The sequence below is a fragment of the Thiocystis violacea genome (assembly GCF_016583565.1).
In the GTDB taxonomy this organism is placed as follows: Bacteria; Pseudomonadota; Gammaproteobacteria; order Chromatiales; family Chromatiaceae; genus Thiorhodococcus; species Thiorhodococcus violaceus_A.
Genome location: NZ_NRRF01000030.1, coordinates 13419 through 37550, shown reverse-complemented (window position 1 = coordinate 37550; position 24132 = coordinate 13419). Strand labels below are relative to the sequence as shown.

The following is a 24132-nucleotide window of genomic DNA, read 5'->3' as shown; positions in this document are numbered from 1 at the left end:
GTTAAAGCGGCCGAGCGCGGACTTTGCCCATCCTACCGACTCAGCAGCCGGCGGCGCCGAAATCTCAGGGTTTCAGGCCGCCCCGCTCCTTACTTGGTCAGCGCCGCCTGGATCGCGTCGAGGTCAAGCCGCTCGAAATAGGCCTCGATGGGTTTGACGTCCGACAGCTTGCTGCCCTTCCCCTGGATCACCAGGCGGTTGCCGACCATGAGCGTCACCTCGTAGTTGTTGGTGTCGGCCCCATGCTCGACCATGCCGCGGTAGCCCTTGAAGGCGTAGGTCTTCATGTCCTGGTTGCTCTGCATCACGAAGGGCATGGACATGGCCATGGTCAGCATGGGCATCATGGGCGAGTCCGCCATGAGCGTGAGTGTGACCTCGGTGCCGTCGTCGCGGCTGTAGCGCCGGCTGAGCGTCGTGCCCGTAATCATGGCCGCCATTCCGCCTGATTGGGATTCCGCCGCGTCGGCGGTCCAGCCCTCCAGTGGTTCGGGCAGGAGCCGCAGCAGGTTGGCGGTCATCTGCTCCTGGATCTTGGCGACCGCAAAGTTCAGCGTGTCCACCGCGGCGCGCAGCTCGCCCGACTCATAGGCCTTTTTGGCCGCGTCGATCTGATCGCTCACCTCGTCAGCCCTGACAGCGCCGGTCAGGCTCAAGGTGAAGGCAAGTGCGGTAATGGATGCTCTGGATGTGGGGGTCATGATGCGGCTCTCGATTGCGTTTCTTTGGATGTCGTGGTGGTCTCTAGAGACCGAATTCCCGGCGCAGTCGGACCAGCATCTTGCGCGCCTGTTTAAAGGATTCAGTCGGCATCAGCCGATGTCGCTTATGGAGATCGTTCGGCTCGACGCGGTTGATTGCGTCCAGGTGTGCGGCTACAAGCCAGTCCGGCTCAATCGTCGCGGTCGAGCAGCTCCTTCACCTTGTCGACCAGCTCGCGGGTGGAGAAGGGCTTCGGCATGTAGGCGTCCGCACCCAGTGACAGCCCCTTCTTCTGCTCAGCCTCGCGTCCCTTGGCCGTCAACATGAGGATGCGCGTCTTGGCGAGGGCCTCGTCTGCGCGCACTGCCTCCAGGACCGCAAAGCCGTCCAGCTTCGGCATCATCACGTCCAGAACGACCAGATCGGGTTTGTGGGTCTTGACCGCCGCCAGTCCGGCCTCGCCATCCCGCGCGACGCGCACCTCATGGCCCTCGCGCATCATCAGGAACTCCAGTGAGATGACGATATTGGGCTCGTCGTCGACGATCAGGATACGCTTGCGCATGGTCTCGCCTTCAATCCGGTGTCTCGCCTTCAGTCCGACATGTCTGGACGGTGAGCTGGAAGCTCGAAGCAGAGGTTAGCACCTTTTGGGGGCAGGTTTTCCGCCCAGATCCTGCCCCCTAGATTGTCGATGATCTGCCGGCTGATGGGCAGGCCCAACCCGGTTCCGGCCGGTTTGGCACCGGCGATCGAGGTCTGGCGGAACTTCTCGAAGACCAGCTCCAGCTCGGACTCGGGGATGCCTGGACCATCGTCGGCGACACAGAGTCGCCAATTCGGCTCGGCGGCATGCAGCTGGACATCGATGCGACCGCCCTCGGCGGGGGCGAACTTGGCGGCGTTGGAGAGCAGATTCATCAACACCTGCACCAGCCTGTCCCGGTCGCCCCAAACGATCGCCGGCGTATCCGGGAGCGCGCGTGCGAGCTGGATGCCGCGATCCTGGATCATCTGCTCGGTCGCCTGGGCCGCCTGCTCGATGACCTCTTGCAGGACTACGGCCTCGTTGCGCCAATCCGCATGCCCCGACTCGATCTTCGCCAGGTCCAGCACCTGATTCACCAGGCGCGAGAGACGCTCCGTCTCGCTGACCAGGATGCCCAGAAAACGTTTGCGCAGATCGAGCGGGATGTCGGGGTCGTCGTAAAGGATCTCGGAAAAGGCCCGAATGGAGGCGAGCGGGGTGCGCAGCTCGTGGGTCACGGAGGAGATGAAGTCGTCCTTCAGGTGGTCCAGCTCCTTCAGGCGCAGATTCGCCGCGCGCAGCTCGGCGGTTGCCGCTTCCAGGGCTAGGGACTTCTGTTCGAGCTGCTGGCTGTAGGCGCGGATCTGCGAGGCCTCGTCCAGGATATCCAGCACCTCGTCCAGCCCCAGGGTCTCCTCCTCGGTGACCGAGGCGACCATGAGCCGGGCAGAGGCGCCGCCGATGGCGCCGGCAAGTAGATTCTCGGCGAAGCTCACGGTCTGGCCGTCGGCGGGCAGGGTGTCGGTGTCCGCCAGATTGCGTGAGCGCGCGTAGTGCTCAAAGGCCGAGCGGGCGCGTTGGACGCCCAGAAAGCGCTCCGCCAGACGGATGAGCTCGGCAATGTCGGCGCTTCCCCGCCAAAGGGGCGCGCTGGCTGCGCGGCCGTGACGCAGGGCATCCACATAGATGCGCGCCTGGGCCGCCTCGGCGGCGTTCGGCTCGCGCAGGGACGACACGATGAGGAAGGCGCCCAGGTTGGCGATGAGGCTCCAGAATAGGCCATGGGTGATCTCGTTCCAGCCGGCCAGGCCGAAGAGGGCGAGCGGCGCCAGGATGTCGATGCCGCCGGGTCCGGACTCCATGAAGGCCGTTGGCAGCCAACCGGACCTGGCGAAGGAGGGCAGCAGCAGGGTATAGGTCCAGACCAGAAATCCCGCCGACAGGCCGGCGAGCGCCCCTTCGCGCGTGCCTCCCCGCCAATAGAGGCCGCCGATGACCGCTGGCGCGAGCTGGGCGATGGCCACGAAGCTGATGAGGCCGATGCTGACCAGGGCATAGGCCTCCCCGGCCAGCCGGTAATAGAGATAGCCCAGCATGAGGATGGCGACGATGGCGCCGCGCCGGATGTTGAGCAGCAGCCAGCCGAGATCCTCGGGTGGGCGGTGACGGCGCCACAGGCGCATGAGCGCTGGCAGCACCAGGTCGTTGCTCACCATGGTCGAGAGCGCGATGGTCTCGACGATCACCATGCCGGTCGCCGCCGAGAGCCCGCCGATGAAGACCAGGAGCGCGAGCCAGGGCTGCTGGAAGGCGATCGGGATTGTCAGCATGAAGGTGTCGCCATCGACCTGTCCGCTCGGAAAGAGCGACAGGCCGGCGACCGCAATGGGGATGACGAAGAGGTTGATGACCAGCAGATAGAGCGGGAAGAGCCAGATGGCGCGCCGCACATGACGTTCGTCGCTGATCTCGACCACGCCCACCTGGAACTGGCGTGGCAGCAGCATCACCGCGATCGCCGCCAGAAAGCTGATGGCCAGCCAGTCCTGGATGGGCGAGACGCTCGGCTTCAACAAGGGGGCGAGCAAGGATGCCTGCCTGGCCGCTTCGACGGCGGCCGGAAGCTCGTGTCCGGCGAGGCCCAGCAGCCCAAGGGTCACGAAGAGCCCCACGGCGATGAAGGCGACCAGCTTGATGATCGACTCGAAGGCGATGGCCGCGACAAGTCCCTCGTGCCGCTCGCTGGCGTCCAGCTGGCGGGTTCCGAACAGAATGGTGAAGGCCGCGAGCAGGAGCGCGATCACGAAGGCCGAGTCATGCCAGAGGGGCAGGGCGGTCTGCCCCGGCATCCGCACCTCGGGGTAGTGCTTCAGGATGGTGAAGCTCCAGGCGACGGCCTTGAGCTGCAGCGCGATATAGGGCACGACCCCGATGACGGCGATGACCGTGACCAGTCCGCCCAGCGCCTGGCTCTTGCCGTAGCGCGAGGCGATGAAGTCCGCGATCGAGGTGATGCGCTCCGCCTTGCTGATCCGCACCATCTTGAGCATCACGGAGCCCCAGAGCAGCGCGATCAGCGTTGGACCCAGATAGATCGGCAGGAAGCCGAGGCCGTTCTCGGTGGCGCGCCCGACGCTGCCGTAGAAGGTCCAGGCGGTGCAGTAGACCGCCAGCGAGAGCGCATAGATGGTCGGGTGCGCGATCACCGAGCGGCCGCGCTCTGCCTGCCGGTCCGCCCAATAGGCGATGGCGAACAGCAGCCCGAGATAGGTGAAGGACGCGCCGATGATGACCGGGCCGCTGATCATGCGCTGCGATTAATCAGCATGGCGCGAGACGATCCAGGCCGCCAGGGCGATCACGCCGGCCCAGACCGCGAAGATGTAGATGAGGAGCACGGGAATGCCTAGCCAGCGGCCGAAGGCCTCGAACTGCAGGACGAGCGGCGAGAACAACAGCAGCATCGCCGTCAGAAAGAGCGCCGCAAGGCGCTGTCGCAGGAGTGTCGAGCGGGGCATGGCAGTCTAGTCCACCCGTTGCCGGATCAAACATCGCCGTTCGGATGGGCAGCGTCCGGGCGCGCAGGCCGCCTCGACGCCGGGCGCATGTGCCCATCTTGCACGGCTCGGAGCGAGGATGGCGGGGGCGCCCGTTGAGGATCAGCGCTCCGGCCGGAGCTGATCGGGCGGGTTTTCCCGATCCTTGCGGGATCGGGCGTGCCGGTTCGTCTTTGCAGAAATCACCTTGGATGCGCTCGTCGCCTGGCTGCAGCCGTCGAGCCCGGCATGAATAACGCCGCTCTCTGCTCCTTATGCCCGGCTAGTGCCGAGGCCCTTGCCCCTTGAGCTGCTTGAGCAGATCGCGTGGCGCCAAAATCGGCAACGTTGCCGCCGCGAAATCGGATGGATTGAGCGTGACCACGGCGTCCAGCCCGTTGACGCGCGCACATTCGTGGGTCATCGCATCATCCAGGTAGTGCCAGCCGAGCGCCATCGCGGCGTCGATCACAGCCGAATCCACGGGCGCGACGGCAAGCATATTGCGCAGCGCGATGATCTTGGCGCGCGCGCTCGGATGTCCGTGCGCACGGGTCAGCATATCGTTCAAGAACTCGACCGCCGCCGCGCAGAGATAGCCTTCTACCTGTCCATCGGCGGCGAGCGTCAAGGCTTCGCTGGATTCGAGCATCGGCAGACTGTCGTTCATCAGGGCATCGGCCAAGACGCTGACGTCGAATAAGGCCTTCGTTTGTCCGTTCATAGCGCACTCCGTTTGATGTTCCGTCTTCCAAGAGGGTTCTTGCGATCTGGCTCAATCTCGCGACGTCCAAGCGAATGAGATCCGTGCGAATGGCATTCATGCGAATGGCATTCATGGAGTCGAGAGATCAGGCAGGATCCGGGGTGGTGCGGTTCGGGGCGTCGGATGCCCGTCTCCGATGCGCTCAGCTCGACATGCGGGATGGGAAGGGAGGGAATGGCTAGCGGGGGCGTAATCTGGCGTGATCTCGCTCGTTCAGTTCGAGAAGTCCAATGACGGCGAGAGCGCGTCGGCGAGAGGTCAATGTGCTCGATCGCGGCTGATTGCGATGGCTGGCGTTGTTGCCCAGGGAGGGGGTGTGCGCTCAGCTGGCAGTCGAGCATGTCCTTGAACCACCTATCGAATGACGTCGGCATGACAAGTCGAGACGGAGTAAGTTTGCCTCGATTCGCTCCCGTGCGCGAGTCCTATTTTGTAACCTCGACGCCCAACGAGACGCCGAGTTTCATCGTCTTGGGCGCTGCCTCATCGGTGGGAATTGGTGCGCCGACATGGCCCACGGCGTGAAATCGACGCGGATCCCTTCAGGGCACTGGCGCGCCTGAGACTCAACGTGCAGCGCGGTCATCGAACGGAGGGGGTGAGATCGGCGGCAGTGGGCGCGCCGCGGGCGCCAGTTCGCCGCGGAGAGCGGCTTGGAGGGCTGTTGAATGGCTTTCGAGTGGCACGCAGGTCCGACCTGACGGCCTTGCTCTGAGGCCCGCCCCGTTGGCGTGAAGACGCGGCCGGGGCGGGTGTGAGGCTGAAGGGTCGTACTTACTTGTTCGTGTTCAGTCCGAGCGGCATGTAGACCGGGCACCAGCTCAGCAGGCCGGTTGCGAGCGGCACCACGGCGATGGCGCCGAGCCAGTTCTGGGCATAGAGACCCCAGGCGCCAATGGCGACGCCGGCGATGATGCGGAGGGTACGGTCGAGACTGCCTACGTTCTTGGTCATATCGAAATCCTAGTGCTGTGGGTGACCGATCGACGCCCTGGCGGGCTGGTCTGTTGAATGTGCCGCTAGGTTATCCAGATCCGTCGCCGACCTCTGTGACTTTGTCACCGAAGAGGCGGCATTGGCGCGTGAATCAACGTCCGCAGGTCCAGGACTGCTCGAAGAGGGCTCAGACCGACGAAGGGAGCGGTGCGGGTATCCGTCTTTTGGCGGGAATTCTTTTCATGTCAGTAGGATGGGGCGTGCCATCCTTGACACCCGAGGTCGAGCGCGAGTAATTTCGCGGCGGAGGTACACGGTTGGTCGGGTCTGATGTTGCGGAGCCGGCCATCACGAACGTCATTTCGAACATCACGGCGTGGTTTCTGTTCGGCGCTTGCGCGCACCACCAAATCGACGCCGATCCATCGTCTCGTGGGCCTTGATCATCGTGTCGGCGGGTCAGGCGGATGCCCGATAGGGCGATCTGCCTCTGCAACGTTGGCGACCGGCCCGAACGCCTCACGTTGCAACCGCTTCGCGTTCCACCCTACGCCGGAATCGCGACCGCGTGGCTGATAGGCTGATCAAGGCCGTCTCGCGCACCTGATTCGCCGTGCCTATGGCGGCTTGCTTTGACCTTCCGGCTTGCATCGACCGCAAGCCAACGTTCATATCTCGCGAATCGTTAAGCGATCGGGACCGTCGTCCCAGGAGATCGAGCGCATGGCTTCACAAGACTCTGTCTGTTGGTGGTCGGGTTCGTCTCTCGGCCCTCGGGCGCGCGCTGGCTTGGGTTTCTGCGGGGCGCTGATGGTCGCACTGCTGACGACCTCTCCGATCGTCCTTTCGGCGGAAAGCGCCGTTGCGAAGGCTGTCATGGTCCCGCGAACGGAGACTGCCCTCCAGTCGCAGCTGTCCCGCCGCCATCGAGTACTTCCCTCATGCGTCGATGCGCGCACCGGTCGAGCCTCCGCAGCCCCTGGATGCGATCGCTGGCTCCAGTGGAAGCATGCGCAGGAGGCGGAGCGTCCGAAGGCCGGTAGCCGGCATCCCGGGCATCCGACGCAGCGCCCGAAGCCTATCCGCTTCCCGGCACCTGTCCCAGAGCCTCAGAGCTGGCTCGATACCGTCAAGCACTCGGCGCTCGCCGCGACCGGTCGCCTGCTTGGCTGGGCGGGTGGTCGCGAGGCGCGGGCGGCGGGCGGCGTCAACCCGATCCTCGGCACGCTGACGTCCTGGAGCACCGACGATCTGCTCTTGCCGCCGGATAACCCGCCTGGGTTGGGTGTGCAGCTCTATGGCAAGTACGACAGCGCGAGTCAGGTGTACCACCTGGCGCTCCAGACGCCGTCGGGGGAAGCCATCGGGCCGCGCACGACGCTTTGGCTGGATACCGATCAGGACGCGACGAGCGGGTATCAGGTGAGCACCACGCTTGGTGCCGAATATCAGATCCACATCTATAGCGACGGGCGGCCTTACCTCTACAGGGGAACGACATTCGAGTATGTCGGTCCTGTCGCGTCATACGCATTCAGCGCCGATGGCAGCGTGATGGAGCTGGAGATCCCGGCCTCGGCCATCGGCGTGACCTCGGCGCAGTCGATCAATCTGATCGGCGTGGTCGCCGATGTCGACCCGGATGACTACCCGAATGCGAATCCGAACACGAGCGCGTGGCTCTATTTCCCGACCGACTGGAGCGCCGGTCACTTCCTGCTGTCCGGCATCCCGGTGACCTACCCAGAGCGCACCGATCTCGGAAAGCGCGTGGCCGTGGTCTTCTGCGAGGCGAGTCAGGCGCGCTTCTGGTCCGCCGATGCGGCGTCTCAGACGGATGTGCAGCGCAAGGCGTATTCGCAGCTCTACATGGCGCTCCAGCATCAGGCGATGATGGCAGGCATCCCCTTCGATCTGCTCTCGATCGATGCGCTGAAGGATGTCGCGAACATCGTCGATTACGACGCCCTGATCCTGCCCTACTGCGCGAACGTCTCGGCCGACGACCTCGATGTCATCGCACAGACGCTCTCCCAAGCCGTTTACCACTACCAGATCGGCCTCGTCACGGCGGACGATCTGCTGACGAACGATGCGGCCGGCGCGCCCTTTGCCGGGGGCGCCTATGCCCGCATGGCGCAGTTGCTGGGGCTCACGCGTGTGACGGGCGGCGGCCCAGAAGCCTCCTTGACGGTTTCGGCCGCGGCGACCTCACACCCCGTGATGCGCGGTTATGGCAGCGGAGAGACGCTTCTCGAGTTGCCGGGCTTCTATTGGAGCCAGTACGCCCCGCTCGATGGTCAGCAAGCGACGGCGCTCGCCGTTCAGACCATCAATGGCTCCAATACGCTGGCGGCGGTGTGGGCGACCGAGACGGGTGGCCGCAACGTCCACTTTTCCAATGTCGAACTGCTTGGCAACATCAACCTGGCCTGGCAGGCGCTGCAATGGGTGCTCTATGGGGAGCAGATCCCGGTCGGACTCAAGATGGGGCGGGGCAGCACCCTGTTCGCCTCGCGCACGGACATGGATCAATCCATGTTTCGCGCCCCAGCGGGCGAGCCGGAGCCCGCCGACGGCGTGGTGAATGTGGATGCGCCACTGCTGGAACTCTTGAGGGGCTGGAAGACAGACTACGATTTCGTCGGCTCCTACTACATCAACATCGGCGACAACGTCGATGAAGGTGAGTGGACGGACTGGAACTACTCTGGCCCCCTGTTTATCGATTATGTCAACCTCGGGAACGAGATCGGCACCCACAGTCTGACGCATCCGGAGGATACCAACCCCTACGATGCGCTCGAGCATCCGTCCGGCTATCAGCCAGTGGGCGGAGGCGTGCCCTGGGCGACCTGGCTGGCCAGACAGTTCCGCGATTCGATGGATCTGGTCGTCGCGAACGTCATGCCGACCACCTGGGAGGAGACGCCAGCGCGCGGCGGGGCGGTCCCTGGCATGCCCGAGTCGCTGGAGACCGCCGCCGCCATCTTGCAGCAGGGCGGCCTGGACTATCTCACCGGCGGCTATTCGGGCCTGGGCGCCGGCTTTCCGGGTGCCGTCGGGTACCTGATCCCTCCGGATGCAGCCCTGGCCGAGCCGCTACCCAGCGAGGCTGGCAACCGGGTCTATTTCAGTCCCACGCTCTACTTCGACTTCACCCTGATCGAGTGGGGGCTGACGACTGGGCAACTGCCCTCCTTGCCGGAGTCCGGCACGCTGAGTTCGGCCACTCACACGCCGATCCCGGCCACCTGCTCTGGATCCTATGCGACCTGCGCCGAGTCGGTGTGGCCGCAGCAGTACCTCGACCAGCTCAACCATGCCTCCCAGCCGGTCGTGGTCTGGCCCTGGCATGACTATGGTCCGACGACCTCCAGTCAGTGTCAGACGCAGACGCAGCCCGGCACCCACTGCTACAGCCAGGCCATGTACACCAACGTCTTGGCGGCGGCCCGCGGCACGGGGGCTGAGTTCGTGACCCTGATGGACGCGGCGGAACGGATCGAGACCCTCAGGGATGCCAGTCTTATCATCGACGCCCCGAGCGCAAGCCAGGTCGCCGTGACCGCCCTGCCGACCCGGGGTCGCAGTTTGGGGAAGCTCGCCCTCCAGCTCTGGCCGAGCAGCGGGCAGATCCTGTCGAGCGTGGACAACTGGTATGCCTACGGGGATGACAAGGTCTTTCTCCCGGCGAGCGGCGGTCGCTTCGTGGCTCGTCTCGGTTCGAGCCGCGCCCCCGTCACGCATATCAGCCGGCTCCCAATGCGGGCCGAGCTGCGGACGCTGAGCGGCGATGGGACCAACCTCGACTTCAGCTTCACAGGCTCTGGTGTCGTGGAGGTTCTGACCCAGGGGGATGCGGGCGCCTACGAGATCAGCCTGGACGGCGCTTCCGCTGCTCCCAGCGTCTGCGCGAGCAATGCATCGAACTGCCTGGCCCTGGTCTTCGACGGCTTCGGCACGCATTCGGGGTCGGTGGTGGCCGCCCTGCCAGCGGTTGGTGTTGCGCCGACGGGTCTGAGCTTCCCGAGTCAGGCCGTGGGCACGACGAGCGCCGCGCAGCCAGTGGTCGTCACGAGCGAGGGCTCTGGTCGGCTGAGCGTCACGAGCGTCGCCGTCGAGGGTGACTTCGTCGCGACGAGTGACTGCAGCGCCGCCTTGCCGTCAGGCTCCAGCTGCACCATCGCTATCGCCTTTCAGCCGGTCTCGGGCGGGGTGCGGACGGGCGCACTGCGTATCGCCACGAACGATCCCGCCCAGCCGACGCTGAGCATTCCGCTGACCGGCGAGGGTCTGACCATTCCCGTCGCGGCTGCGTCACCGGCAAGCCTGATCTTCTCTGCTCAGACCGTCGGGGCTGCCAGCGCCCCGCAAGGCATCACCTTGTCCAATAAGGGCTCGGCCGATCTGGACCTGGCCGCGATCACGGCAACGGGCGATTTCGCTCAGACCAACGACTGTCCCGCCACGCTGGGCGTCGGGGCGAGCTGTGGCGTTTCCGTGACCTTCACTCCCAGGGTCTCGGGGAGCCGCTCTGGCCGCATCGAGGTGGCGAGCAGCGACCCCGTGAATCCGGTTCTCGGCGTCACGCTCGACGGAGCGGGCGTGGCGCCGCCGGCGGCCCCTGGGAGTCCGACGGTCAGTTGTTCGAGGTTCCTCTTCTTCATCGATCGCTGTCAGGTGCGTTGGCAGGATCTGTCGAGCGACGAGCAGGGCTTCCGGGTCGAGTACGCGAAAAACAGCAGCTATACCTCGGGCGCTCGGACGCTAACCCTGGGCAGCAACAGCACGACGACGACGATCTCAGGCTTGTCCTGGTGGACCAACTACTGGTTTCGCGTCCAATCCTATAACGCCCAGGGCGCCTCGGCCTACGTGACGGCGACCCCGAGTCCGGTGAGGACGCCGTAGCGCGGATGCGCCGAGATGGAAAGACCTGAGCATTGCCGCACGCGACCCGAGGCGTCATCCAGCGCCGGGCGCCCCATTGAATCGTCTCCAGACGCCAGCGACAGGAATTAGGAAGATCATGAACCGACGCGCAATCCTCAAGTGGCTGGGTCTGCTTGGACTGGGTCCGCTGATCGGCCGGGCAGGGGTGTCATGGGGCAATGCCTGCTCGGTGGGACCCAGCACAGCCGTTTTCTATGAGCGCCCGATCCCCGATGAACTGGTCGATCGCTATGAGCGCCTGATCGTCGAGGCCGATGCGATCAGCAGCGACCAAGTCCTGCTGGCGGGCAGGGCCGAGCCTTTCCTTTACATCAGTATCGGCGAGGCAGAGCCCTGGCGTGCCGGCTATGAGACGCTCGATCCGACCTGGTTTCTCGGGCGCAATGAGGGTTGGGGCGGGAATATCGTGGATCTCACTCAGCCGGGCTGGCTGCAATACATCCTTGAGGTGCGCATCTGGCCGCTGTGGGCCCGTGGCTATCGCGGCTTCTTCCTGGACACCCTGGATAGCTTTCGGGCTCTGCCCCTGACGTCGGAGCAGCTGGCCGAGCAGGAGGTCGCGCTGAACGCGATCCTACGCGGCATCTATGAGCGCTATCCGACCATTCGCCTGATCCTCAACCGGGGCTTCGATCTCTGGCCGAGCTTCGGCCGCCAGGCCGTCGGGGTCGTCGCCGAGTCGCTGCTCCATGGCTGGGATGCGGTCGGAAAGTCCTATTTCCGTGTGCAGCCGGCGGATCACGCCTGGCTGCTCGCCAAGCTGGAGACGGCCCGCGACACCTACGGACTGCCGGTCACTGTGATCGACTATCTGCCGCTGACGGATCGCGCCGCCGCGCGGCACGCGGCCAGGCGGATCCGTGATCTCGGCTTCACCCCTTGGGTGACCGCGCCTCAATTGAATGCCGTTGGTATCGGATTGCCCGATCTGAAATGCAGCTGATCGTCGCGGCCCGCCCTGGGGGCGTCGCCCCGGCGCGACGGCGCCCGATCGCGGCCAGGCGACACTCCCACAGCTCGGGCGTCAGAGTGCATCGCGGACGCAAAGCCAATTGATGATCAACGCTGGTACTCGGGAACTGTCCGACACGCAGATGGCGCGGTCTTGCGTCTTCAATCATGTGCCTTGCCGCGAGAATCCGGCTCCGGGCTGGAAGGACTCGCGGGACGACCGAGGGGCGACGAATAGAAGGGGCGATGGGGTATGAACACGGGGTCTTTGTTTGCACGGCTGGCTCAGACGCCGAGCAGGCAGTTCGTGATCTGGCTGGAAGTCATCCTCTTGACTCTCGGCATCCCAGCGGTCGGCTTCCTCTGGAGCCGGCAGGATCCCTTCTTTCTGGACGCGGGTTTCCCCCTGGCGGTCGTTGCGCCCGCGCTGATCGGGCTGCGCTACGGGATCAGTCTCGCCGTTGCGAGCGCTGTCGGGATCGTCGGGGCCGCCACGCTCCTCGCGAGCGCGGCTGGATCACTGGAGGGCGTGCCGCTCGCGATGAGTGTGGGAACACTCCTCTCCGCCCTGATCTGCGGCCAGTTTCACGATTCCTGGGCGCGGGACCGCGCCCGCTATGAGATCGAACACGCCTATCAGGCGGCTCGAATCGAGCAGATCACCCACTCTTACGGAATTCTGCTCGCCTCCCACTCCAAGTTGGAGGAGCGGCTCTGCGCAGAGCCGCTGAGCTTTCGCGCGGCCATGACGGCGGTGCGTGAGCGGCTGATGGTCTCCAGTCTGAAGGATGTCGATGTGGCGTCGCGCCTTGCCGAGACGATCCTGGAGCTGTTCGCCGAGTACGGCCAAGTTCAGGTCTCCGCGGTGTACCGCTGTGTCAAGTCGGACGACCCGAGGCAGCGGGCTGCGGCGGGGCCTGTTCGGCTCCACCGGTTGGCCGAGCGCGGCGCCTCGCCGGCCTTATCCCCGGACAACCCACTGCTCTGCGAGGTGCTGCGCTCGAACAAGACGGCCGTCGCCGCCGCGCATCAGTTCGTCATCACCGGCGGGCTCCAGGCCATCGCGCCCATTCGCCATGTCGACGGCCAGGTGTGGGGGGTCGTTTGCGTGAGCGAGATGGGTGCGCTCGATGATCGGCACCGTACCCTCGAACTCCTGACGCTCATCGCCGACTACGTCTCCGACGGGCTGCACGCGCAGGGTTCAGCGCAAGAGGATGCGGCGGACGGCGGGCAGGCGATCGGCGCCGTCATCGATCGCTGGTGTCGGAATGCCGGCCGCTATGGTCTGGGTGCGAGCCTCCTGGTGCTGCGGGGCGAGAACAGACTCCGGCTGAGAGCGGTCGGAGAGGTTTTGCGCGCGCGCTCCAGAACCTTGGACCATGTCTGGGTACGGGAGGCCGAGGACGGAGGACGCAACGTACTCGCCCTCTTGCCGCTCACCAGCGTCGAGTCGGCCATGATCCTGATGCAGCGCGTGGAGGAGGAGGTTCGCGAGCGGGGAGGGATCCGCTTCGTGCAGGCGGGGATTCGGGTCGACGCCATTGCACTCACGGGTGAAGACAGCTCGGCGGCGATCCTGCGGCGTTTGGAGCAACCCTCGTCCAATGTCTGTGCGTCGACGGGCGGTTTCGCGGTCGCGCCACAAGCCGAGAGCTGACGCATGGTTTTGCGTTGGGCGTTTCTGCTCTCTGCAGCCGCGGGCGCCATGGCGCTGGAGCTCGCGGGCGCCTGGAGTCTATGGCCCGATGCAGGCCCCGAAGCCGTTCCAGGCTTTCTGGCCGCCCACGCGCTCGGATCGGGACTCTTCGCGGTGGTGATCCTGCGGCTGCTGCGTGAGCGCCTTCCGTCGATCCGCTTCTCCCTCGTGTGGCTATTCTGCCTGCTCTCACCGCTTCTGAATGTCGTCTTCCTGGGCGCCGCCGTCGCTTTGCGGTTGGCCCCGGAAACCTCGGAAGAGTCCCGATCGCTCGGCTTTACGACCTTGCGTCCATCGGTGGCCGGGGCGGGCGTGATGAAGACCTGGGAGCGCGCGACGGCGGAGCAGTATGACGAAGCCGGCCTGGCCTCGGTGCTGCGGTGGTCGCGCGATCCGGAGCGGCGTTCTCGCGCGGTGCTGAGGTCGTTGCGTCTGCGCGAGCGCGAGAGCATCCGGCTGTTGCAGTTGGCGCTGCGCGATCCGGAAGACGAGGTGCGCCTGGTGGCCTATGGGCTGCTCGAGCACAAGACGCAAACCCTGACCAACCGGATGCAGGAGCATCAAGTGCGGCTGGCGACGGCCGCGGCTCCCGCGCAGGCGGCGGCGCTGCATCGGGCGCTGGCCGTTGACGTTTGGCAACTGGTGAGTCTCGGTCTGGTTCAGGGTGAGGTCTCGCGCTATTACCTGAGCTTGAGCCGGAGTCACCTCGACGCGGCCGTCCGTCTGCTGCCCGAGTCGCCCGGGACGCACTTCCTGCGGGGGCGGGTGCTGCTCGATCTCGGTGACCCGGAGGCGGCGAGAACGGCGTTCGAGACGGCGCGGCGCCGCGGTCTGGTGCCGACCAAGGCCGACTTGGTCCTCCTGGAGCGCGTCGGCATCTGCGATTCGAGTCAGCGCGAGCGCCCTTGCAACCCTGCTCGCGCCGGTACCCGCACGACCGGCCGAGCCGCTTAGCAGTATGCGTCCTGATCGCGATCCAGGCGCTGGAGCACGCCTGGAGGAGGCGGATGTCATCCTGCTGCTCGAAGGCACCTATCCCTATGTCCGGGGCGGTGTGTCGAAGTGGGTGCATGACCTCCTGCTCGGCATGCCGGAGACGCGCTTCGGCATCGTCTTTCTCGGTGCGACGGCCGACAGCTACGGCGCCCCGCAATACAGTGTCCCCGCCAATGTCGTCTTCCTGGAGACGCACTATCTCCTCGAATCCGCGCAGTTCGCCCCGTCCGGGGCGCGCAAGGGCCATCGGGCCTGCCAGACATGGCTCGAGGCCTTTCACGCCCAGCTCCCGGCCTCGGCGGGCGAACTGGATGAGGCGGTCTGCCAGGATCTGGTCCGCTGCCTGCTGCGGCCCGATGGGATCTCGACCGAAGACTTCCTCTTCGGCAAGACATCCTGGGACTACATCCGCGGGCGCTATGAAGACGGAGCGAGCGACCAGGACTTCGTGAGCTATTTTTGGACCGTCCGGTCCATGCACAATGCCGTCTTCAAGTTGGCGCGGATCGCCCGCCGGCTGCCGAGGGCCAGGGTTCTCCACGCCGTATCGACCGGCTATGCGGGCTTGTTGGGGACTTTCCTCGCGCTCGATACTGGGGCTGCATTCATCTTGAGCGAGCATGGCATCTATACGAAGGAGCGGAAGATCGACCTTCAGCGCATTGCGCTCTCCGACCGGCCCGATCATTTCTATGCCCAGGCCGACTCCGGGGCCGACCATCGACGCGGCCTGTGGATCCGGTTCTTCCAGGGGATCGGCCGGCTCGCCTACGCGCGCGCCGACCCGATCATCGCGCTCTACGAGGGTAATCGTCGGCAGCAGCTTTCCGATGGTGCGCCGGAATCGAAGACGCGCGTTATCCCGAATGGCATCTCGGTCGGTCCCTTTGCCCGGCTGCGCGCCGAGCGCGCGGCGCGCGCCCCCAGGGTGGTCGGCCTGCTCGGGCGCCTGGTGCCGATCAAGGACGTGAAGAGCTTCGTTCGCGCGATGTGCACGGTGAGCGCGCGCTGTCCCGACGTCGAGGGCTGGCTGATCGGCCCGACGGAGGAAGACCCGGACTACGTCCGGCAGTGTCGGGATCTGGTGCGCGATCTAGGCCTGGACGGCCGCGTTAAGTTCCTCGGCTTCCAGGATCCGAAGGCGATCCTCCCGCAGCTGGGCGTTCTGGTGCTGAGCTCGATCAGCGAGGCGTTCCCGCTCGTCATTCTGGAGGCGTGGGCAAGTGGCCTGCCGGTGATCGCGACGGATGTCGGCGCCTGCCGGGAGTTGATCGAAGGCTCCGCGACGAATGGACGCGCGCTCGGCGTCGCTGGTCGCGTCGTGCCCATCGCGGATCCCGAGGCGCTTGCCGCCGCGGCGATCGATCTCCTGAACGACCCGGCCCAATGGCACGCGGCCCAGCAGGCGGGCATCCGGCGGGTCGAGCGCTACTATCGGCAAGAAACCGTCATTTCCGACTACCGGCGCCTCTATCAAGAGGCCATGGGCTGATCGTGGCCGGTATCGGATTCGAATTGCGGCGGCTGCTCGCCGCTGGAACCTATTCGTCCGTCCTGAAGGCGTTCGGCACGGCCGGCCTGATCGGCGCCGGTCCGCTGGCCATCTCGGTGATCGGGATCTTTTCGGTGGGTCTGCTGACCTCCAGCAGCGGGCTGGCGACCCCCTTCGTTGCGCAGTTCCAGTTGTCCGTGACCTATCTCATGGCCGGCTCACTGATCTTCACCAGCCCCTTTCAGCTCATGCTGGCCCGCTTCGTCGCGGATTGTCTCTTTCGGCGGGAGCCCGAGCTCATTCTGCCGAATCTGCTGGGTGTCTCGGTTGTCGTGACCATTGGCGGCGGAGCGCTTGCACTGGCGTTGATCACCTGCTGCTTCGGTGGCTCCTGGCTCTACCGGATACTCATGCTGTCCGGATTCCTGCTCTTGAACAACATCTGGCTGGTGATCACCCTGCTGTCGTCGGTCAAGGCATGGCGAATGATCCTGGCGGCATTCGCACTCGGCTATGGCGCGACGGTCGGTCTCGCCTATGGTCTCAAAGGGTACGGACTCGATGGGCTGATTCTCGGTTTCATCGTCGGGCAGGGGCTCCTGTTCCTGCTCGTCCTCGTCGCCCTCGTCAGGTCTTATCCCCTGCGTTCAGCGCCCTGTTTCGCATTCGTCGAATCCGCGGGCGGCTATGCGACCCTGGCGCTGGCCGGCTTGGTCCACAGCATCGCCGTCTGGGCGGACAAGTTCATCTTCTGGGCCGATCCGCGCACTGGGGTCGAGCTGCTCGGCGCGCTGCGCTATTCGCCGATCTACGACACGCCCGTCTTCATCGCCTATCTTTCGCTCATCCCTGGCATGGCGGTCTTCCTGCTGCGTGTCGAGACCGACTTCGCGGAGAAATACGACGCCTACTACGGCGCGATCCGCGCCGGCTGCACGCTGGCGGAGCTGATGCGCCGCAAGGCCGAGATGGCGCTCGCGATCCGCGAAGGGCTGTTCGATCTGGTGAAGGTGCAGGGCGCCTTTGCGCTGATCCTGATCTGGGCCGGGGATGGGTTGCTGGGCTGGCTGGGGATCTCCACGCTCCAGAAGCCGCTGTTCGACGTCTTCATCGTGGCGGTTTGGCTGCAGCTCCTGCTCATGGCGATCAACAACGTTCTCTATTGGTTCGACAAGCAAGTGTCGGCGCTGTGGTTGGCCTTACTCTTCTTGAGCGCGAACAGCGCTCTCACGCACTTGAGCCTGCTCGGCGGGGTGGCGTTCTACGGTTACGGGTTTGCGCTGGCGCTCATGCTCACGAGCGGTGTCGGGCTGCTGGTTCTGCGCCGGACGCTGGACGACCTCGAATACGAGACCTTCATGCTTCAGAAGGTGCGGGTCTGAACGCGCGGATGCGCTTGGATCGGGCGGCTATCATTCGGCGTGTATGACGATCGGCGTCGCGATGGCCGGCAGGAGTTGCAATGACGGGGTTGCAATGAAGGGGTGGAAATACGGTTCGATCCATGGCTGGCGGATGCTGGGTGCCTTCTTGGTCACCCTGCTCGCCCTGGCCTGGCTCTTCGAGCGTCAGGATTCCTGGCGCGAAGCCGTGCTCGACGCGGAGAGCGGGGCGGCTTCCCTGGCCTATCTGCGCGCCATGATCGCCGCACATCCGGCCGATGTGGAGCTGCGCCTCAAACTGGCACGGGAGTTGGCGAAGGCTGGGGACTGGGGCACGGCCAAGGCCGCACTGGAGCCGGTTCTCCGCACGGCGGATGGGGTGCACGCGGAGGTGTGGCTGGAGCGGCTGCGGATCGAGCAGATGGAACTCAATCGCCTGGATGCGGCGGATGGACGTCGGGAGACGATGATGAATGCCCTGGTCGGCGACCTGGAGGCGCTGGTCGAGACCGCGGGCGCGACCGCGCAACTCCCCGAGCTGGCGAAGCTCGCGCTCGAACTGGAGCAGCCCCGGCTGGCGGCGAAGGTTTACGAGCGCTTGGCGCGCTCTGGCCCGGAGTCCGAGGCGACGCGCTGGCTGCGCGAGGCCGGTCGCTGGTACCTGGCCGCGCGCGCGCCGCTGCGCGCCGCGGGAGTCCTCCACGCCGCCGTGGTGCGGAGCACGCGGCCGAGCGAAGCGCAAGAGGCCGCGCTGGAGACGCTTCAGGCCCTGCGGGCCGGCGATGCCGGCGCGCAGGCGCTGGACGTCTCCGCGCGCTACCTGGAGCGTTTCCCACACAGCCGCCGTCTGCTTGAGGCGGCGATTGTCATCGCCCGCTCCGAGGCGGCCGTGCAGGACGCCTACGCTTGGGGGCAACGGCGATTGGCGCTCGATCCGGATGATCCGCTCTGGGTGGCGCGGGTACGCCGGCTCGCGCTCGACGCGGGTGACATGGCCGAGGCCCTTAGGCTTACGCAGCGGCTGCTTGAGCGGGATCCCGCGAGCCCCGAATCGCGAAGGCTGCTCGCGGAGACCGCGGAGTGGGCCGGCCGGCCCGCGGTCGCCTTGCCGAATTGGTTGTGGCTGGCCAAGCGCGATCCGGCTGGGTCTGGCGTGACTCGCGGCCTTGCCCTGGCCCGCGCGCTCGGGAACGACCAGGCGCTCATTCGCCTGCTGGAGTTGGCCTCGGCCACATGTGCGCTGGAGCCGGTCGAGCTTGGCGAGCTGACCCAGGCCTGTCTCCGCGCGCCGGCGATCAGCGAGGGGGTCGCGCTGCTCACGCGCTACCTGAAGCGCCATGACGATCAGACGCCGGCCTGGAAGGCGCTGGCGGAGCTGCGCGAGCAGGATGGGGATGTGCCGGGCGCCGTTGATGCCTGGCGGCGAGTCGCCTCGGACCCAGGGGAACGCATCCCGGCCACCCTGCGCCTGTCCGATCTCTTGTGGCGCTCCGGCAAGCGCGATGCGGCCTGGGCCGCGCTGACGGCCGTGCAGCCTGCCCCGGATGCCAAGCACGGCGACTACTGGCGCATGCTGGCCGATCAGGCGTGGGAAACCAAACGGGTCGCGCAATCGGCGGCAGCCTATCGCCTGCTCTGGGCGGGCGGGTCGGCGGAGCCCCTGGTGGCCGAGCGGCTCGTCCTGCTGGTGAGTCAGGCCGCCACGGCGGGGGAGACGATCGCGCTTGCCGAGGCGGCCTTCCGGCGTGTGCGCGAGCCGAGACTGCTTCTGCTGGGCATGGATGCCGCGCTGCGCGCCGGTCGCCCGAAAGACCTGCGGGCGTTGCTGGATATCGCCGAGCAGGAGCGCGGCCGATTCCCCGCATTGGCGAGCTACTGGCAGCAACTGGGATCGATCGAGCAGGGTCGCGGGCGGTCACGGGAGGCGCGCGGGGCGTACCAGAAGGCGCTCGAATTGGCTCCCGAATCCCAGGACGTCAAGGCCGCGCTCTTGTGGCTGGCGATCAATGATGACGATCACCGCCAGTTACGGACCTTGCTGGCCTCTTGGGAGGCCGAGGCGGCGGCGTCGCCCGCGCTCTGGCAGCCCTTCGCCGTCGGCCTGTCGAAGCTTGGAGCCGAGGATCGCGCCCTCGCCTGGTTCCGGCGTCGGGCACAGCGGCAGCCGCAGGACTCCGATGCCCTGCTCGACTACGCCGACGCCTTGGTCAAGGTCGGTCGCGATGATGATGCCCTCAAGCTGCGCAAGGCTGCCTATCAGCTCGTGCGTAAGAAGCTCGCCATGCCCTTGGATTAGTCCCGAGGGAGACTGCCTTTAGAGAGTGCCGTTGGATCTGATGGGTGACTTCGATGTGCTTGCATACCCTTCATGAAGGATCTGTCAGGCCGCCACTCGCGGCCTGCTCGCGGGACGCGGCTGGCGCGATGCGCTCGAGTGCGCCCATGCCAGGCGATCCAGTCGCTTGGCGCGCCGAAACCCGGCGCGCCAGCCTTCCGCGCCCAGTACTCAGTGAGGTCGGTGGTGCGTGCGCTTCCCCCGCCACCTTGCGTGCATCCTTCTTCGGCGTCTTCATGACCGTGATCGCATCGGCCCAGTGGATGCTCTCGAACGCTGCGCTCAAGTCACGCGACGACGCCTGGGTCGCTGTGCCAGCGCGTGCGGCAACGGACAGGACGTCGGTCGGGCCGGCAGCTGCTGATCCACCAGGCCGCAGCGCCGTCCCAGCCGCCTGTCCGGCCCGCTTGCTATCGGCCCGCGAGGTCGATCTGCTCCTGGAGTTCGGCGATGCGGCGGAACGCGCCTACCTGTATGAGGTGCTGGGTTGCGCCTCTGATCCGGCACTGCTGGAGGCCGTGATCGCCTGGCACCTGAATCGGGATGAACTCGACGAGGCCGCGCATTGGGTCGCGGTCGCGGATGCCAAGGGGCTGTCCGTTCGACCCTGGCAGCGCATGCGGCTCGCGCTGCACCGTGACGATCGAGAGATGGTCGCCAGTCTGCTGCGCGAGACGGGGCCGGATCTGCCCGTCGGCTCGCGCATCCAAGGCTTGAAATATCTCGGCAAGAACGCGCAGGCCCTGGCGCTGGCCAGAGAGCAGGCCGCGACAGCGACGGATCCGTCGGAGCGGGAGTGGCTGCAAGGGTTGGCGCGGTCGGTCGCGCCGCGCGCCACGGCGGGTGTGAGCGCCCTCGACTATGGGCCGCTGTCGATCAAGACGCTTGAGGTCAGTGGCGAGCTTCCGATCGAGCGCGTCCGGGTAGGGCTGCGGCTCTTAGCCAATGCGCTTCATTCATCCTCGACGGATGCGCTGGACCTGGACGGCGTGGATCGGGAAACGGACATCTCCGTCTCCATCGCGCGCGCAGACGATGGGGGCGAGTTCTCCGCCCGTGCCGGGGCGAGCGTCCGGTCGGATAGCTCAGTTCCCTACGGCTCTCTCAAGCTTCAACGGCCGCTGCGCGGGGATCTGCTGCGCAACCTCAGTCTCGAGCTTGCGCTCAACGATCTGAGCTACGAGACGGCGCTGTGCCGCGTCTTCTGCACCAAGAGCCATCTCACGGCGGGGATGGCCGGAGGCATCTCGCGCCGGGACTTCTTCAACCTGACGCTCGAGGCCGCGCGCTACCAAACACGGGAGAACGAGTATCTGGCAACGGGCTTGAAGCTGGACGGTGCCCTGGGCTACGTGCTTCTCCAGGAGCTCCCTCGCTGGGATGTCTCCCTGCGCGGCGCGTTCCAGGACAACGACCTGGCCGACGGGCTCCCCAAATCGCTGGCCCAGAGCCAGTCCGGCCCCCTTGAGATCGAGGACATCTTGCCGGCGCAATACCGATTCCTCGGTCTTGGAACCTCCGTCCAGGGAGGCGGCGCGGCCGCCGCGCCCGGCCGGCTGTCCTACGCGATCGATGCGCACACTGGATGGCAATGGCCCGCGGACGAGCCGAGCTATGGTCTGCGGGTGAACCTTGTCACCTCATGGCTGTCCTGGCGCGATTCCCTGGCCTTCAGCCTTGCCTATGCAAATTCGCTGGCCGGTGACATGGACGAGTCCTTCAGTCAGGTCTCGCTGACTTACGGCTATGATTTCTAGACGGATGCAGCCTGTCGAGCCCTGGCGTGCCAGTGCGGTGGCCGCCTCGTTTCGGCGCCGGCACAGGTGGAGCAGCTCAAGCGCCGAGGTGACGCCAACATCCGCCCGAGTGTTTTTGTCTACATCCTTTGAAGACAGAATTGAATGAAGACGGAGTCGAGCATGTTCAAAGTCCAAAGAACAGGACCCAACCGGGTCGACATCGAACTGAGCGGCAAGCTTGACGCGGACAGCATGAAGGTTGCACTCGACGCCCTCGTCCGCGAGACCGAGGGGATCGAGCAGGGGCGGATGCTGTACGACGTCGTCGATTTCCACCTGCCGTCCCTCGGCGGAATCGCATTGGAGTTCTCGCGCCTGCCGTCCATGCTGAGCCTGATGACGCGATTCGATCGCGTCGCCGTCCTGACCGACAAGAACTGGATTCAGAGCGTGAGCGAGTTCGAGGGGAGGGTCTTTCCTGGCCTCGAGATCAAGGCGTTCGACCGCGATCAAGGTGTCGAGGCAGACGCCTGGCTGGCCGCCGATATTTGACGGCGAGCTCAGTCCGTTCCGCGACTGTGCGACGACACTCGGGGGCGTGTCCAACAGCAACGAGTAGAAGTGGTCTGCATGGCGGAAGCATGGACTGAGAAGCAAGGCCAGTACCTGGCCTTCAGCGACAACTATTCGGTGATGTTCGGCCAAGCGCCGGCAGAGGGCGATGTGCAGCGCTTCTTCGGAACATCGGTCCCGACAATCCAGCAGATGCTCAAGACGCTGGTGGAGACGCAGCTCATCAGCCGTGTGCCGGGGAAGGCATGCTCGATCGCGCTCCTGATCGAGCCGGAGGCGATTCCGCGCCTTGTGCGGCCAGGCCGGTCGAACGTCTTGAGCCAGCGGGTTCCGCCTCGATCTGGGCGGCTGGCCGACCAGATCATGAAAGCGCCGCGCGAGGGCGGCCCGCGAGACGCCAATTCCACCAGTCCGGCTCCGGGTCGCCCCTTCGTGCCATCAGGTTCAGGCCGTCAGGTCGTGAAATGCCCCGCGGCGCCTACTCGCATGGCGTCAGCTAGGGCTGCGTAAACCTCGCTCCAGGCCGCCTGGACGTCCGGCGTGAAGTCGGTGCCCAGCTCCTGGCTGAGCGTCCACAGCAAGGCATCGGCAACCTTGTCGTAGTCGGGGCCGGTCACGCCATAGCAGGCGTGTTGTGCGCCCAGGTCCAGGAGTGCCGGTAGCACGGCGTCCAGGTTGTCGAGCGCGTCGACCGCGGTATCCAGCATCGCCATGAGCTTGCGTCGCTGCTCGGTCATATCCTCCTGGAACAGCGGTTTGGTCTCGGGGTAGAGCACGAACAGACGGTCGTAGAAGCGCTGGGCGGCCGGCTCGGCAAGCGGCTTGAATTTGGCCCAGGACGCTCGGATGAGGGCGATCGATTGCGGGGTCATACAGTGGTTTCCAATGCTCAGGTGTGCTTAGAAGGCACCAGGCCAGGATAGGCGATGGGAGGCTGAAACTAGCCGGCGGATGCGCCAGCGGTCAAGGCTGAGCTCGCTGGCGCCGCGGCCACTTCGCTCTTGTCGGACGCCGATCGGCGCGCAGGTGCAGCCGCCGAGATGGCTTGGTCCGTGTCCCGCTCCCCGAGCGAGGTCTCTGGCCATGATTCACGCAGTCCTTCTCCGGTTGCGCAAAAACCCAGAGACGACAAGACTTTGGCGGATGCAAGCCACAGCGGATCCGCGGACGCAAGCGATGAAGAACCTCAAGACCGATGCGCTATGCGTCGATGCTCGGGGTCACATGTCCGGCCACGGCGCCGTCCATGCCTTCCCGCGCGCCTTTGCGGACAATGCTGCCGCTCAGGCGGATCCAGCCGTGGTGGCGCTCCATCGGCGCCTGCTCGACAAGGCGTCTGTCTGCGGCTTCCGCGGTGTCGGCTGCCCCTACAGGGTCGTCGAGGCGCCTGGCGGCTGGGAGGAGGCGCTGGATCGCGCCACCTGGTCGTTCCTGCACACACGTAAATGGGTCGGCCCACAGCCCGCGGCCATCTATGGCAACGGCCAGAAGACGCTGGAGGCCATCTGGCTGGCTAGTCTCTACCAGCTGGTGTTCGGTCTCCCGACCATCGGCGCCAACTCCGAGCACTGTCTGGCCAGCGCCGGTAGCGCGCACGAGCGGAGTTTCGGCAACGAGGCGTCCTTCACCTGGCGGGAACGCGAGGAGATCGACCAGTGCGACGTCGTCATCACGCATGGCGCCAATCCGCTGGTGACCTTCCCGCAGGCCTAAGAGAAGATCATGACCAACCAAGGGTCGGTCAAGATCGTCATCGAGCCGGGCGGCGACCTCCTCGCCTTTGTGCCGGCGAGCCGCGCGGACTTCCAGCACAATCCGGGCCGAGGCCGGCCATCGGCGGCGCTGCTCGACGCGCCGCGTGGGCTCAATCCTGGGCTCAACGAGGTTGCGAGCGACACGGCCATGGCGGCATCGGCGCTGGATCTGCCCGGGATGGACGTCCTGAGCACGCGCGGCAAGGTCGAGCGGGTCATCGACGCCCCGCCGCGATCGGGCGCCTGTCGCGGCGGGGCGCCGCTCCCACATGGCAGGACCTGACTGA

The 24132-nt window shown here is 65.9% G+C and carries 18 protein-coding genes; 11 read left to right on the top strand and 7 right to left on the bottom strand.

All coding sequences use genetic code 11. The annotated features are described in order from the left end of the window. Positions 1–89: 89 nt before the first annotated feature. The 6 genes from CKO23_RS13410 to CKO23_RS13385 all read right to left on the bottom strand — a co-directional run bounded on the left by CKO23_RS13410 (position 90) and on the right by CKO23_RS13385 (position 5986). Entirely contained in the window at positions 90–701 is a 612-nt protein-coding gene (locus CKO23_RS13410; protein ID WP_200331954.1) for a hypothetical protein, read from the bottom strand. 191 nt (positions 702–892) lie between these two features. Further along, complete coding sequence (locus tag CKO23_RS13405; protein ID WP_200331952.1) at positions 893–1267, bottom strand: response regulator transcription factor; 375 nt, start codon at positions 1265–1267, stop codon at positions 893–895. 29 nt (positions 1268–1296) lie between these two features. Then, positions 1297–4038, bottom strand: coding sequence for a sensor histidine kinase (locus tag CKO23_RS13400; protein ID WP_200331950.1), 2742 nt, complete (start codon positions 4036–4038; stop codon positions 1297–1299). Positions 4039–4047: 9 nt separating this feature from the next. Next, complete coding sequence (locus tag CKO23_RS13395; protein ID WP_200331948.1) at positions 4048–4248, bottom strand: hypothetical protein; 201 nt, start codon at positions 4246–4248, stop codon at positions 4048–4050. A gap of 301 nt (positions 4249–4549) precedes the next feature. After that, positions 4550–4990 carry a type II toxin-antitoxin system VapC family toxin gene (locus CKO23_RS13390; RefSeq protein ID WP_200331946.1) on the bottom strand — a complete coding sequence of 147 codons (441 nt, stop codon included), beginning with the start codon at positions 4988–4990 and terminating at the stop codon, positions 4550–4552. Positions 4991–5806: 816 nt separating this feature from the next. Further along, complete coding sequence (locus CKO23_RS13385) at positions 5807–5986, bottom strand: YgaP family membrane protein (protein ID WP_200331944.1); 180 nt, start codon at positions 5984–5986, stop codon at positions 5807–5809. An 858-nt stretch (positions 5987–6844) separates the two neighbouring features. On the opposite strand from CKO23_RS13385, the gene CKO23_RS13380 reads away from it, so the two are divergent. The 9 genes from CKO23_RS13380 (at position 6845) to CKO23_RS13340 (ending at position 22070) form a co-directional block, all read left to right on the top strand. Then, positions 6845–10882, top strand: a complete 4038-nt coding sequence (locus tag CKO23_RS13380) for a choice-of-anchor D domain-containing protein (protein ID WP_200331942.1) — start codon at positions 6845–6847, stop codon at positions 10880–10882. A 118-nt stretch (positions 10883–11000) separates the two neighbouring features. Beyond that, the gene (locus CKO23_RS13375; protein WP_200331940.1) at positions 11001–11867 is read left to right on the top strand and encodes an endo alpha-1,4 polygalactosaminidase; all 867 of its coding nucleotides are present in this window, start codon (positions 11001–11003) and stop codon (positions 11865–11867) included. 315 nt (positions 11868–12182) lie between these two features. Continuing rightward, on the top strand, positions 12183–13535 hold the full coding sequence (locus tag CKO23_RS13370) for a PelD GGDEF domain-containing protein (RefSeq protein ID WP_200331939.1): 1353 nt from the start codon (positions 12183–12185) through the stop codon (positions 13533–13535). A 3-nt stretch (positions 13536–13538) separates the two neighbouring features. Beyond that, entirely contained in the window at positions 13539–14528 is a 990-nt protein-coding gene (locus CKO23_RS13365) for a hypothetical protein (protein ID WP_200331938.1), read from the top strand. A gap of 4 nt (positions 14529–14532) precedes the next feature. Then, positions 14533–16062, top strand: coding sequence for a GT4 family glycosyltransferase PelF (gene pelF / locus CKO23_RS13360; protein ID WP_200331936.1), 1530 nt, complete (start codon positions 14533–14535; stop codon positions 16060–16062). A gap of 2 nt (positions 16063–16064) precedes the next feature. After that, on the top strand, positions 16065–17444 hold the full coding sequence (pelG, locus tag CKO23_RS13355) for an exopolysaccharide Pel transporter PelG (protein WP_200331934.1): 1380 nt from the start codon (positions 16065–16067) through the stop codon (positions 17442–17444). A gap of 94 nt (positions 17445–17538) precedes the next feature. After that, complete coding sequence (locus CKO23_RS13350; protein ID WP_200331932.1) at positions 17539–19740, top strand: tetratricopeptide repeat protein; 2202 nt, start codon at positions 17539–17541, stop codon at positions 19738–19740. Between the two features lie 146 nt (positions 19741–19886). Continuing rightward, the gene (locus tag CKO23_RS13345; protein WP_200331930.1) at positions 19887–21536 is read left to right on the top strand and encodes a hypothetical protein; all 1650 of its coding nucleotides are present in this window, start codon (positions 19887–19889) and stop codon (positions 21534–21536) included. A 162-nt stretch (positions 21537–21698) separates the two neighbouring features. After that, on the top strand, positions 21699–22070 hold the full coding sequence (locus CKO23_RS13340) for an STAS/SEC14 domain-containing protein (protein WP_200331928.1): 372 nt from the start codon (positions 21699–21701) through the stop codon (positions 22068–22070). Positions 22071–22543: 473 nt separating this feature from the next. Here the strand turns inward: CKO23_RS13340 and CKO23_RS13335 are convergent, their stop codons facing one another. Beyond that, a complete protein-coding gene (locus tag CKO23_RS13335; protein ID WP_200331926.1) occupies positions 22544–22963 on the bottom strand; it encodes a globin family protein in 420 nt (139 codons plus the stop codon). A gap of 304 nt (positions 22964–23267) precedes the next feature. On the opposite strand from CKO23_RS13335, the gene CKO23_RS13330 reads away from it, so the two are divergent. After that, positions 23268–23804 (top strand): molybdopterin-dependent oxidoreductase, encoded by a 537-nt coding sequence (locus tag CKO23_RS13330; RefSeq protein WP_200331924.1) that lies wholly within the window; start codon positions 23268–23270, stop codon positions 23802–23804. 9 nt (positions 23805–23813) lie between these two features. Continuing rightward, positions 23814–24128, top strand: a complete 315-nt coding sequence (locus tag CKO23_RS13325) for a hypothetical protein (RefSeq protein ID WP_200331922.1) — start codon at positions 23814–23816, stop codon at positions 24126–24128. Positions 24129–24132 lie beyond the last annotated feature (4 nt).

What these genes read in the sequence shown, in the direction of transcription:
- CKO23_RS13345 (WP_200331930.1), top strand. Translation starts at nt 19,887, where the DNA reads ATGCCAGGCGATCCAGTCGCTTGGCGCGCCGAAACCCGGCGCGCCAGC.
- CKO23_RS13350 (WP_200331932.1), top strand. Translation starts at nt 17,539, where the DNA reads ATGAAGGGGTGGAAATACGGTTCGATCCATGGCTGGCGGATGCTGGGT.
- CKO23_RS13410 (WP_200331954.1), bottom strand. Translation starts at nt 701, where the DNA reads ATGACCCCCACATCCAGAGCATCCATTACCGCACTTGCCTTCACCTTG.
- CKO23_RS13330 (WP_200331924.1), top strand. Translation starts at nt 23,268, where the DNA reads ATGAAGAACCTCAAGACCGATGCGCTATGCGTCGATGCTCGGGGTCAC.
- CKO23_RS13375 (WP_200331940.1), top strand. Translation starts at nt 11,001, where the DNA reads ATGAACCGACGCGCAATCCTCAAGTGGCTGGGTCTGCTTGGACTGGGT.
- CKO23_RS13405 (WP_200331952.1), bottom strand. Translation starts at nt 1,267, where the DNA reads ATGCGCAAGCGTATCCTGATCGTCGACGACGAGCCCAATATCGTCATC.
- CKO23_RS13335 (WP_200331926.1), bottom strand. Translation starts at nt 22,963, where the DNA reads ATGACCCCGCAATCGATCGCCCTCATCCGAGCGTCCTGGGCCAAATTC.
- CKO23_RS13400 (WP_200331950.1), bottom strand. Translation starts at nt 4,038, where the DNA reads ATGATCAGCGGCCCGGTCATCATCGGCGCGTCCTTCACCTATCTCGGG.
- CKO23_RS13380 (WP_200331942.1), top strand. Translation starts at nt 6,845, where the DNA reads ATGGTCCCGCGAACGGAGACTGCCCTCCAGTCGCAGCTGTCCCGCCGC.
- CKO23_RS13385 (WP_200331944.1), bottom strand. Translation starts at nt 5,986, where the DNA reads ATGACCAAGAACGTAGGCAGTCTCGACCGTACCCTCCGCATCATCGCC.
- CKO23_RS13365 (WP_200331938.1), top strand. Translation starts at nt 13,539, where the DNA reads ATGGTTTTGCGTTGGGCGTTTCTGCTCTCTGCAGCCGCGGGCGCCATG.
- pelF (WP_200331936.1), top strand. Translation starts at nt 14,533, where the DNA reads ATGCGTCCTGATCGCGATCCAGGCGCTGGAGCACGCCTGGAGGAGGCG.
- CKO23_RS13325 (WP_200331922.1), top strand. Translation starts at nt 23,814, where the DNA reads ATGACCAACCAAGGGTCGGTCAAGATCGTCATCGAGCCGGGCGGCGAC.
- CKO23_RS13395 (WP_200331948.1), bottom strand. Translation starts at nt 4,248, where the DNA reads ATGCCCCGCTCGACACTCCTGCGACAGCGCCTTGCGGCGCTCTTTCTG.
- CKO23_RS13340 (WP_200331928.1), top strand. Translation starts at nt 21,699, where the DNA reads ATGTTCAAAGTCCAAAGAACAGGACCCAACCGGGTCGACATCGAACTG.
- CKO23_RS13390 (WP_200331946.1), bottom strand. Translation starts at nt 4,990, where the DNA reads ATGAACGGACAAACGAAGGCCTTATTCGACGTCAGCGTCTTGGCCGAT.